Annotated in this window: 9 protein-coding genes and 1 pseudogene; 4 read left to right on the forward strand and 6 right to left on the reverse strand. The window is 59.5% G+C overall.

Going from position 1 to position 10,449, the window contains the following annotated elements; translation table 11 throughout:
• Positions 1-1,019: 1,019 nt before the first annotated feature.
• On the reverse strand, positions 1,020-2,471 hold the full coding sequence (locus ACFSQT_RS19595; RefSeq protein ID WP_379021174.1) for a LuxR C-terminal-related transcriptional regulator: 1,452 nt from the start codon (positions 2,469-2,471) through the stop codon (positions 1,020-1,022).
• Between the two features lie 182 nt (positions 2,472-2,653).
• Here ACFSQT_RS19595 and ACFSQT_RS19600 point away from each other — a divergent pair, with 182 nt between their 5' ends.
• The gene (locus ACFSQT_RS19600; RefSeq protein WP_379021176.1) at positions 2,654-3,034 is read left to right on the forward strand and encodes a hypothetical protein; all 381 of its coding nucleotides are present in this window, start codon (positions 2,654-2,656) and stop codon (positions 3,032-3,034) included.
• A gap of 379 nt (positions 3,035-3,413) precedes the next feature.
• Positions 3,414-4,100, forward strand: a complete 687-nt coding sequence (locus tag ACFSQT_RS19605; RefSeq protein WP_379021178.1) for a tetratricopeptide repeat protein — start codon at positions 3,414-3,416, stop codon at positions 4,098-4,100.
• 548 nt (positions 4,101-4,648) lie between these two features.
• Here the strand turns inward: ACFSQT_RS19605 and ACFSQT_RS19610 are convergent.
• The gene (locus tag ACFSQT_RS19610) at positions 4,649-5,803 is read right to left on the reverse strand and encodes a sulfite oxidase (RefSeq protein ID WP_379021180.1); all 1,155 of its coding nucleotides are present in this window, start codon (positions 5,801-5,803) and stop codon (positions 4,649-4,651) included.
• Between the two features lie 389 nt (positions 5,804-6,192).
• Here ACFSQT_RS19610 and ACFSQT_RS19615 point away from each other — a divergent pair, with 389 nt between their 5' ends.
• Both ACFSQT_RS19615 and ACFSQT_RS19620 read left to right on the forward strand, forming a co-directional pair.
• Positions 6,193-6,753: an EF-hand domain-containing protein gene (locus ACFSQT_RS19615; protein ID WP_379021182.1), complete on the forward strand. Its 561-nt coding sequence runs from the start codon at positions 6,193-6,195 to the stop codon at positions 6,751-6,753.
• A 446-nt stretch (positions 6,754-7,199) separates the two neighbouring features.
• Positions 7,200-7,499, forward strand: coding sequence for a DUF982 domain-containing protein (locus tag ACFSQT_RS19620; RefSeq protein WP_379021184.1), 300 nt, complete (start codon positions 7,200-7,202; stop codon positions 7,497-7,499).
• Positions 7,500-7,796: 297 nt separating this feature from the next.
• On the opposite strand, the gene ACFSQT_RS19625 is transcribed toward ACFSQT_RS19620, so the two are convergent.
• The 4 genes and pseudogenes from ACFSQT_RS19625 to ACFSQT_RS19640 all read right to left on the reverse strand — a co-directional run.
• A complete protein-coding gene (locus ACFSQT_RS19625; RefSeq protein ID WP_379021186.1) occupies positions 7,797-8,690 on the reverse strand; it encodes an ankyrin repeat domain-containing protein in 894 nt (297 codons plus the stop codon).
• Between the two features lie 285 nt (positions 8,691-8,975).
• A complete protein-coding gene (locus ACFSQT_RS39830) occupies positions 8,976-9,197 on the reverse strand; it encodes a hypothetical protein (RefSeq protein WP_465264350.1) in 222 nt (73 codons plus the stop codon).
• Positions 9,198-9,595: 398 nt separating this feature from the next.
• Positions 9,596-10,357: a hydroxymethylpyrimidine/phosphomethylpyrimidine kinase gene (locus ACFSQT_RS19635; protein ID WP_379021188.1), complete on the reverse strand. Its 762-nt coding sequence runs from the start codon at positions 10,355-10,357 to the stop codon at positions 9,596-9,598.
• Positions 10,348-10,449 (reverse strand): annotated as a pseudogene (locus ACFSQT_RS19640) (thiamine phosphate synthase); the annotation flags it as partial. The gene ACFSQT_RS19635 and the pseudogene ACFSQT_RS19640, both read right to left, overlap by 10 nt.

A 10,449-nucleotide genomic window follows, 5' to 3' on the forward strand; every position in this document is an offset into this window, starting at 1 on the left:
GGTGAGAAGGACGCACTGACTTCACCAAATTTCGATCTGCTTCCGAATGTCATTTCACAGGGCCTATAGCGTAGAGTTCTCATCATCACGCGACGCCCCGCCGAAGCAGATTTCCTGGTGGCGAGCGTCGCGGCCACGGGGCGAATGCGGAGCCGGATGAAACTCCCGATGGCCACCTGCCATGATGACTTCCCCAACGAACGGATTCTAAAAACTCGTCCGCTTCTGGCGTAACTAAGTCTATCGCGGGCGCAGGTTCCTTTGGATCAGTATCCCGCCCGGTCGAACTGTCCGCTATTAACATTCTGCGCACCAAAAGCTGTCAATCAGCTTCCGGCCCCGTTCCAGTCTTTCCAATCCATACGTGCGATGGTCCGCAGTCAACGCGACCACGCTGTTCGGGCACTGGGTCGAACGCCTGACGGCCACGTGCGCCGCGAGAAAGCCTTGCCCACCCCGTTGATCCGCTACGACCGGGCTCGCAGGCTTCCGCTTTCCGTGTGCGAGGTCATCGATCGGCTCGGATTCCATCGGCTTTGGCAAGAGTATAGTCGAGCCCACTTACATCAATGTTTTAGCTCGCCACTTTTTGACAGAAGGGCTGCCGATTTGTGGTCATTGTCCTATTCTCAACATCACCTTGCGCCCGTCGGAAAGGGTTCCCGCTCCTGTGCCAGCTGGGGGTTGTCTGCTGGTCAGCGAGAACACGAACCGGGATGAGAGTTGCCCGCAAACGATCGACCCTTCTCCATGCGAGAACGTAAGATTGACGGTAGCCGTTCCTCGGCATTCGACCCCGGTATTGGTCTGTCCGATAATAGTTCCGCGCCGTGTAATGCTGTTGACGGAAGCCGTCCCGGAAAAGGAGAGCGTCCCATCGACAGTCTGACCGGAGACTGGTGCGATGATTGTGAGCGGATTTTGCGCCTGCGCGTAGCCGACAGCCTCTACGACACCATAGGCAATCAACATTGTCGCTAAGATTCGCCTGGTCGCGCCGAGGTCTTCGCAATGGTATCTCAATTGAAGCTTGCCAGCCCAGCGCGTCGGGCACCCTCCCGGATCGCGGCAATAGCGGGAGGATTGGTGACTGGATAGGAGCCGATAAACCCTTCGGCCGAAATGTCTGGAAATTCTCTCGCCAACCGGTTGGCAATCTCTATTGCCTGAGGTGTTTCACCGAGCATGGCGTGCGCCATGGCCTGGAACAGCAGCGTTGCAGGCGAGTCCGGCGGTGCTTGGCTGAACGCGGTCAGGCATTCCCTGTGGAGACCTACAACGAAGCTCGATCGGCCCAGCATGCTATAGTACCAGGCAACATGCGGATTGAGACGGATCGCGCGCTTCGCCAGTTCATATCCTTCCCGCGGGTCGCCTGTCACGAACGCCTTTCCTCCGGCAAGCAAGGCGAGGGTATCGGCATCGTGCGGGGCGGCCGTCAAGGCAAGATCATGTTCTCTTGCTGTGGCATCGAGATCGCCCTGCAAGGCTCGAAGCTCTGCTAGACATATGCGCGCATGGGTATCACCGGCGTCGAGCGCCAAAGCTCGTTCGAGGCACAGTTTCCAGCTCTCCTTTGCGGCGGAAGGGTCATTAGTAAACGCATTGATGGCGGCGACGGCATGCGCCAGCCCCAGGACTGTCCAGGCTCTGGCAAGACCAGGGTCGAGCTCGATGGCACGCGTCAGAAGCCGCACCGCTTCCGCATTCGAAGCGTGCGTGTACAAATTGTGCTGCTCGACGCCGAGCAGATAGTAGTCATAGGCACGTAGGCTGGCGGGGTGTTTTCGCCGGGCAACATCGCGTCGAAGTTTTGCGAGCTTGCCGCAACAGCTAGCAAGGACGTTGACGACGTTTTCGGTGACCATGTCCTGCATCGCAAACAAGTCTTTCGCTGATCGATCATAGCGGGCCGTCCACAAATCGACTCCAGTGCGCGCGTCGACGAGTTGGACGCAGATCCGCAGCTGCTGCGCTGCCGCCTGCAAGGTCCCCTCAAGTAGATAATCCGCATTCAGTTCCCGTCCGATGGATCGCACGTCATCGCGCCGTCCCTTGTACGAGAGCATGGTCTGGCGGGCGATGACCGCAAGGTCGGGGTAGCGAGCGAGGTCGACCATGATGTCCGCCGACAAACCATCGGCCAAGCGGTTCCATGGCTCGTCCGCGCTCAGATTGTCGAAAGGGAGAACCGCAACGACTGTTGGCCCAGAGCCCTCTACCGAAAGGCCACCGGATGGTGCCTGGCCCGTGTCTTGCCCGCGTTGGTCGGCAAGCAAGGTTGCAAGCGCCACTTTGCTGCGAATATCGAGTTTCCGATAGATGACCGACAGATGGGTCCGAACGGTGGTCGGCGCTATGAAGAGCGTCTCGCCGATTTCACGGTAGGTCATCCCCTCGGCGAATTTTGCAGCGACCACCCGCTCCCGGTCCGACAGACTGGTCAGAGGATTGCTCACGGCGCGAAGCATCGCTTCAAGTCTCCGATCCGCTACGAGTTGTGGCCGACCCGGCACGGCAAAATACTACAGATGCGATCTCGAAAACACTGCATTTGCACGATGCCATCCGACCGCCGCCAATTCTAGGCTTCCTGTCGACGGGGTTTGGTCGGGTCACGGAATCCGATCCATTCAGGAAGCAGGAGGTATCCATGATAAAGTCATCTATCGTTGCCGCAATGCTGGTGCTGCCTTTGTCGGTTGGACCGTGCTTGTCCGAAGGCACGCAATCTGATGGCAAGCTGATTTCCGAAGATGCTATGAGAGCTGTTAGTGCCGAATTGTATTCCGACATTCTGATCCGAGCGTGCAGGAACGGATGGCGCTACCCTCGGAGCCAAATCGAGAACGGCTTCAAACGGCATCTCAGCGAGCTGAAATTGCAACTGGTCGATCAGGGTTACACGATCCTGCCTGGTGTGAAAGCGAACAACTCGCCCCGGAGTCTCTTCGCAATGGCATTTGTCGCCAAGCGCCAATCTGTCGCCTCGCGCCAGTTCGGCTGTTCCCACCAATACTGGCTCGACGAGTGACCGTTCTGGAGCGGGCAAGTGGGGCAGGAATCAGGCAAGTATAGCGATCAAATAGCTTCCTAGTCTGGCCGTTTCGGCTCGGTGGCCCCCTTTGAGTTCCAAGCTAGATGTTCGGTTTAGGATCCGACGAATGTCTGGAGTGGGTCAGGGGCGCGAATTCGGCCAAAGGCGAACGAGCGTCCGCTTGGGGTCGTGAGCTGAATGGCTGCTTTTGCTAACTGGATGCTCGAAAGCTGCCGATCTGCTTGCGGCCCAATGCTGCCTGGCGGCGATGCGCCTGATCTCGGTCATTCCATCCGCAATGCTGTCCACCAAAAGCCGACATTGCTCGTCCAAGCGTCTCGCTCCACGGCCGGAACGAAACCGACCCAAGGATATTTTGGCCTACGACCTCTGTGTGCGAGCCAGAAGCCTGATTGAGTTCAGTGCCGGATCTCCGGCTGCCCGTGAGGCAAGTTTGATCGCGTGGCAGGCCACTGTTGTCGATCCCGGATATGCTGAAGCCTATCGGTTGTTAGCGTTCGCGCTCTGGCAAGCTTGGGTATTCGCGATCGAGCCGAAAGAGCCGTCGAGATCGATTGCGCTCCAGATGGCTTCCCGAGCCGTGCAACTCGATCCGGATGACGCCGCAAACCGATGGGTGCTCGGGCATCTTTTTGCACATGAGCGAAAATGGGTTGAATCGGAATCGGAATTCTCGGCTGCTCTAGCAATTGATCCCAACCATGCCGACGCTCTGGTCCTCTACTCTGAGACACTTTCTTTCGACGGTCGTCCTCTTGAGGCTATCGAACTTTTGAAGCGCGCCCTGCGTGTCAATCCGCATCCAGCAGCTTGGTACTACTGGGAGTATGGTTTGTCTTACTACGCCGCGCGCCAGTACGAGCTCGCATTGGAGATGCTGACTGTCCCCTCGACCTACGCAACTGCCTCCCGACGCATTTTAGCAGCAACCCTTGCGCAACTTGGGAGAACGGAAGAGGCGAAACGCGAGGCAGCGCAGTTCATGGCCGATAACCCAAAATTCACCATCAGCCACTGGGGCGGCGAGCCAGCCTGCACGTGACGAGACAATCGTGCTGCATTTCGTCGAGGGGTATCGCAAGGCCGGACTCGCCGAATAGGTATGGTCGGCCCAATCAGTTTAACGTCTGCTAACGTTGTTCCCTCCACCACAGGCGGACCTACTGCTGCCGGCCCGGAGGCTGCCAAGCAGCAATGCGCCGCGTTATGGTCATTAAGCACTGCTTGGGCAACTCCTATAGGCGGAGGTCGTTCAGGTTCGCGCAAAGCGGCCGCCGAGCTACGCACCTGTTTTGTACCACGATCGCAGGCCTCAACGAAGACTATCAGAGAATTTCCGACCGGGGCGTGCTTCACAAGGGCGAAGGCGACCGCGGCGACTTTCGCCTCGCGCCTATCCCGCCGAATGGCCACCTGGAGCGCAAAACAGTGCGCGGCGCAGCGTTCAGCACGCCACCTCCACCGACCTAATCAATCATTTCTGCGACCGCACCGCCTGCTGCAACCAACTATGCCACGGGCGCGACGGGATCGCACTCAAGCCCGTCGCCACACAGCTTTCCGGGCGGCTTCGCTCGCGGCGCCGAGCCGTCAACTGACCTGAATACGGCGGGTCACCTGTCCGTTGCTCTCCCAGTAGGTGTGTTTCTTGGCAATCCACGGGTCGCTCATCGCCGGCTGGATGTTGCCAGTCGTATCAATCGCGCGCGAGGTGACGGTGTGCTCCCCGGCGGAAGGTTTGGGCCAATCGAGAGACCACATCTTCCAGGCGAACTCCGCCTTGTCGGCGTCGTCGATGGTCGCCGGCATCCACGGCCCATCGTCGATCTTCACCTCGACCCGGTCGACTGGCGCGCCCCAGGCGGCTCCGACGATCCGGTAGTCGTTGCCGATATGGGTAACCCTGGCCGGTGCCGATTTGAGCCTTGCCCGTCCGACGGAGGTTTCCGCCCACACGGTCTCGCCACTATGGTCTTCCTCGCGGACCGTGACGTAGTCGCGTCCCATGAACCGGCTCTCGAAGCGCTGGTCGCGCACGTCGATGCGCTTGAGCCATTTCGCGTTCGCGATCCCGTACCAGCCCGGCGCTATCAGCCGCAGCGGGAAGCCGTTGTCGGGCGGCAAAGAAGTTCCGTTCATCTCGTAGCAAAGGATGTTTTTTGGATCCATGGCGTCGGCCAGCGACATGCTGCGCGCGAAATTCTGCTTGAACGTGACCTCGTCGGCTCGTTTGATCTCGCCTTCGTCGGCGCCCCAGAAGACGACCTCGATGCCGCTGTCGAGGACCCCGGCCTCCTTTAGGATCGGGGCGAGCGGCGTACCCGCCCAGCGGGCATTGCCGATTCCGCCGTTGAAAAACGGCAGGCCGGTATTGCCCGAACATTCGATCGTGAAGGTGACTTCCTCGCGCGGCCGGGCCTTGATGTCGGCAAGCGTCAGGGCCATCGGCTTTTTGACCAGCCCGCCGATTTCCAGCTTCCACCTGCTTTCCTCGATGACCGGCCGGTTGAAGTGCGCGATCGAAAAGAACTTTTCGTTGGGCGTTACCCAGGAATCGAGCTCCTCCCAGACGAGCTGATTCTTGATGACCTGCGGAACGGGGTTCGGCGGCAGTTGATCGAGCCATTTGACGACTTCCTCGCCGGGCCGTGTAGGAAAAGCGTAAGCCCGCGAGGCATGGAGAGCGGCGATTGCGGCAAGAGCCACGCTCCCTTGAATAAGTTCTCTGCGTTGAAGATGAGGCATGCTGTTTTCCTCCCAGTTGATCCGGAACGGGCTGCAGCGTGCCTATTGGGCCGTAGCCTGATCACGGACAGGCGCACAATGAACGACTGCCCCACCCGGACCTCCGGACAGGTCAGGCAATCAGCGAGGCATCTCAAGCATGTGAAGCATTGGACGAAACTCTGCTTGGGTTTCGTCCTGGGAGAGTGCGCCTTCGAAGAGGAAGTGTCCACAACCTGGACGGGACACGATAACTTTGTGGCATTCTAGGCCGATTTCATCCCTGACGTTTGCTGCTCGGGATCGGTCTAAGTCGGCGTCTGGCGCTCATTGCTCATGCCCGTCAGCGAGGATTATCAGCTAAACGGCAGGAACCAGGAGGCACGCTGCGGGTTTGCTTGGATGCCGACATGACCGGCGCATCCATTCACCCACAGGAGAACACCATGACCCTTCCGAGCAAAACCGCGGCAGTTGCCGCTGTGTTGATGATGTTGGGCGCGCCCGCGCTGGCCGAGCCGAGCGGGACACCTGTGCCCGCAGTAAAGGCACAAGATCAGGATCCCGAACAGTCGCCCGAAGCGACCGAACAAACCCAAGACTCGATGCGTGAAATGATGCGCCAGATGATGGGTGAGATGCTTCAGGAAAAAATGCAGGAGGATCGCGGTCCCCGAACAGAGCGGCGCGGTGCCGACCGGTGGCATAGGGACTACAGAATGGGCCCGCCTGAAGGGCGGCGGATGACGGGAGGCCGCGGCGGTATGGGAGCCAAGATGATGCATGGCGCAAAGATGCGTATAATGTTTGCCATAGTCGACGCCGACGGCGATGGCGCGCTTTCGCAGACCGAGGTCAAGGATTTCATCGGACGAATATTCAACGCCGTCGACGAGAACGGCGATGGCAGCGTCGACTTGGAGGAGATCCAATCCTTCTTCCATGGAGCCGGCAACGATGAGAGGCAGTAGACTGGGCGAGGGCTCACGCCAGCCGGTACGATCGTGATTATAGACTGTCCCTCGTGTCCCTGGTCGGCATCGTCATCGTAGCGAGGTCGCAGAAGACGTCCCTCCTTTATAGCCCGCAGCATCGACGCGCGGCTGTCCCACTGTCTAAGGCGTGCGACACTGGGACAGCTTGTCGTCGTGACGGATCAGCGGCTGGTCTTCCTTGGGGTGTGTTCTTAAGCCGGAAAGCGAGCGCGATACAATTCGCCCCGCAAAGATTGCGAACGTTCCGATCAGCCAGACCACCGCCAGCAAGCGTTCCGTGAGCACGTCGCAGTGGCCTCAGCACTTCGAGTCTACTGCGGCCTGCATCAGATCAACTCAAGACCTTGGTCTGACTGGGCTGAACGTCGGGAGCTTCGCGCGGTGGACGCGGAATCAACCTTGCAACCCCAGGGAGGTAACAAATGACCAGTCTGGCTTTCCTTGCCCCCGTGCAGGTTAAGACCAATGACGTGAGACGCGACATCAACTCGGTGCGGGAGGCGCTCGTATTCTTGAATCAATGGCCGAAGGCCCGTCGGGGACCGGTATACAGCTGCGCGGTGAGGAGCTGCAACGCCGCAATCGCCGGGCAGATGACAACCGAACAGGCGCGACAGGCATTTGTCGGCTTTGCCAGGATAGCTGGGGTGCTGGCCAAATCCGATTTTTCGCCACCGGCCGGGGCTGATCAAAAGCTGCCCGTTTCTGGGCGCGGTCCCTGACTTCAGTTCAGGGCTTCTCCTGGGCGCGCATAGTCCAACGTTACCGTTGAGCCAATCCGAATCGGCCCATATACGGATCAACGGTTTACGTTTTTCAGAGACCCAGATGAATTGCCGCTGGAACTGTACGAAGTCCCTATAAGGAACCAGTCACTTTCGTGAACGTCATCGACGCGGGAATGGCAATCGAGCCATCTGTTAGCGAGTCATATTGAAAGCCATAAGGCGGGGCCGTTTCGCGCCGTCTACCCAGTCTTACCGAGTCGGGTCCCTCCGCTTTTGGGGAGGGGCGAGGGTTCAGGGCAGCGGGATCGGTTTGTCACTGAGTGTGCGCAAGTAGGCAATTACGTCTATTCGTTCCGTCTCGTCCGGAACACCAGGCGTCTCCATGTAAACGCCCGGCGTGGTGAGCATTGGTCCGAAGAGATATCTGTTCAGATCCTCGTACGTCCACACGCCTTCCCAGCCGAGCAAGGCGTCGGAGTAACGCATTTTTGCCATAGAGGCCTTATCGCGGCCGACGACACTCCACAAGTTCGGCCCCGTCTTGGTCCCTCCCTGTGGCTCGGCACTGTGGCACCCGGCGCACAGGCGGGTGAAGTAGGTTCGGCCTTTCTCGACATCGGCAGTAGCCAACTTCATCGAGATCGGAGCAGGTGTGGGCAAGACGACGCCGTGCGATAGGAGATAGCCAGCGACATCGCGTTGCCCCGTGAATTTTGCCAGATGGAGCGGTGTCTTGCCGTCCTTTGTCTTCGCATTCACGTCAGCGCCGGCCTCGACGAGGGCCTTCACGCAATCGAGGCAACCGGATCTGACGGCAATATGGAGGGCGTTTTCGCGGGCGCGGTGCGAATTTGGATTTGCGCCCCCGTCCAGCAACAGATTGATCAAATCGATCCTGCGTTTTGCCAAAGCCAGCATGAGGGCAGGACCCAAAAGCGGCGTCGGGGCGGCGTTGACGTCGGCGCCGCGTTCAATGAGCAATTTTGCCGCCGCAAAATGCCCACCCTTGACCGCAAGATATAGTGGAGTCGCTTTGCCGTCGCTCTCATCAACGCCGGCACCTGCGTCGAGCGCTGCCGTAATCGCCGCGACATCGCCCTTCGTGGCGGCGTCGTGAATCGCAGCGGCATGCACAATCGGGATCTGTGCGAGCAGTAGTGGAATGAAGAGCAACGACATGCGCATTTGGCATCTCCCAAGGCGGACGGGAGGACGTGGCACGCTGCGAAAGGACTGAGTTTAGTGCGAATGCTTAGTCGCGGCAAGGTATTTCAGTAACCGCTAACGGAACGGAAGCAATCCTGCGGTATTGAATCAAATTCGAGTTGCGGGGCGTTTTCATGCGTAAGCTTGCCGGGGGGAGCAGGTTGGAGTTCATCGAGCCTCTGATGCCTACCCTGGTGGAGAAACCTCCCGAAGGCGAGGGCTGGCTTCATGAGGTGAAATTCGACGGGTATCGTTCCCAGATCGTCAGGATGCCGGCGGTGTGCGCATTCTCACCCGCCGAGGCCTCGACTGGACAGCGACCTCGCCAAGGCCGCTGCGGATCTCGAGGTCGAGAGCGCCATCATCGACGGAGAAGTGATCGTCACCAATGAGGCCGGGCTGTCCGACTTCGAGGCGCTGCGGAAGGCCATCACCAGCCGGCAGCACGACCTGTACTTCGTCGCGGTTCGATCTGCTCCATCTCAACGGCCACGACCTCCGTGACATGGGCTGGAGGACCGGAGGGAGATCCTTCAGGCGATAGTCCCCGAAGCCGGCCGGATCCAATTCAGCCAAGCTCTGCCCGGAGATGCCAAAGCCATCTTCGATCTGGTCGACAAGGCCGGACTTGAGGGCATGGTACGGAACGATACGGGAAGCTTTCTCATTTTGGCCCACGAAAAACTCAATGAAATCAACGATTTTAGACGCCCTCGTGTGTTCGGCATCACCGCTTGCGCGAACGCTTGATCAGCCGCCAACTGCACTCGTCGTCATCTTCCTCGCTCCTGTTTCCACGCCGCTCCGGAGCACTGGCCCACCTTCCGCGTCGGCAATGCCAGCTTCCGGCGCGGCCCTCGCCTGCAAAAGCAGAAACACCACTGTCATTCGGCTGCTTGCTTCTGGAGCTTCTCGAAAACAAACAGCTTAGCTTTGCACACGCTGTCTTCAAGTGGCCTCGCGTTCGCCAGCTGCGCGGCAATCGCGCTGGCAAACATGCAACCCGTCCCGCGCATCGATGCGGCAAGGCGCGATGTGTCGAAGCGGATTGGCTCTTGATTGGAGCGCAACAGAATATCGGTTGAACGAGGTCCCGATGCATGGCCGCCCTTGATCAGCAGGGCCTGCACTCCGGCGTTCAGCAGCTCCTGGCCTTGCAACACTGCGCCGTCCTCATCCGGTGCCAGTTCCGAGGCAACCAAGAGCGCCAGCTCGATGAGATTGGGTGTGACGAGACGGCAAAGCGGCATCAGTTCACGCTTCATGGCGACGACGGCGTCGGCTTCCAGCAGCGCCCGGCCTGAGGTCGAGGTGAGCACGGGGTCGAGGATTGCCGGTACCTGCGGAATTTCGAGCAGCACGGCGGCAACGGCAGCGATGATCTCAGCGGTTGCGAGCATGCCGATCTTGATGGCCGCCACCTCGTTGGCCTGAAGTGCCGCCCGCATTTGATCGGCCACTAGGCCGGGTTGCAGATGACGGATGTCCCTGACGGTGTCGTGTGTCTGCACCGTCACTGCAGTGAGAGCAAGGCAGGTGCGCACGCCAATGGAAGAGATCGTCTCGATGTCGCGCGCAATTCCGGCACCACCGCTGGAGTCCGATCCACCGACGACAAGTACATGCGGTTCTCGCTTCAGCGCCATCGGTCTGTCTTTTCGATCCATTCTCGCGTGCGCGCCTCGGCATCGGCATTCAATGTAATGTCGGTGACCACCGCCGCGCAGCCGGCGCCAGC

Origin of the sequence: Mesorhizobium calcicola (genome assembly GCF_042682105.1) — a bacterium.
Lineage (GTDB): Bacteria > Pseudomonadota > Alphaproteobacteria > Rhizobiales > Rhizobiaceae > Mesorhizobium > Mesorhizobium calcicola.

Bases quoted from the DNA above. Each gene is read 5' to 3' on its own strand.
- ACFSQT_RS19600 (WP_379021176.1), top strand. From the start codon at position 2,654: ATGATAAAGTCATCTATCGTTGCCGCAATGCTGGTGCTGCCTTTGTCG.
- ACFSQT_RS19620 (WP_379021184.1), top strand. From the start codon at position 7,200: ATGACCAGTCTGGCTTTCCTTGCCCCCGTGCAGGTTAAGACCAATGAC.
- ACFSQT_RS19615 (WP_379021182.1), top strand. From the start codon at position 6,193: ATGACCGGCGCATCCATTCACCCACAGGAGAACACCATGACCCTTCCG.
- ACFSQT_RS19595 (WP_379021174.1), bottom strand. From the start codon at position 2,471: ATGCTTCGCGCCGTGAGCAATCCTCTGACCAGTCTGTCGGACCGGGAG.
- ACFSQT_RS19635 (WP_379021188.1), bottom strand. From the start codon at position 10,357: ATGGCGCTGAAGCGAGAACCGCATGTACTTGTCGTCGGTGGATCGGAC.
- ACFSQT_RS19610 (WP_379021180.1), bottom strand. From the start codon at position 5,803: ATGCCTCATCTTCAACGCAGAGAACTTATTCAAGGGAGCGTGGCTCTT.
- ACFSQT_RS19625 (WP_379021186.1), bottom strand. From the start codon at position 8,690: ATGCGCATGTCGTTGCTCTTCATTCCACTACTGCTCGCACAGATCCCG.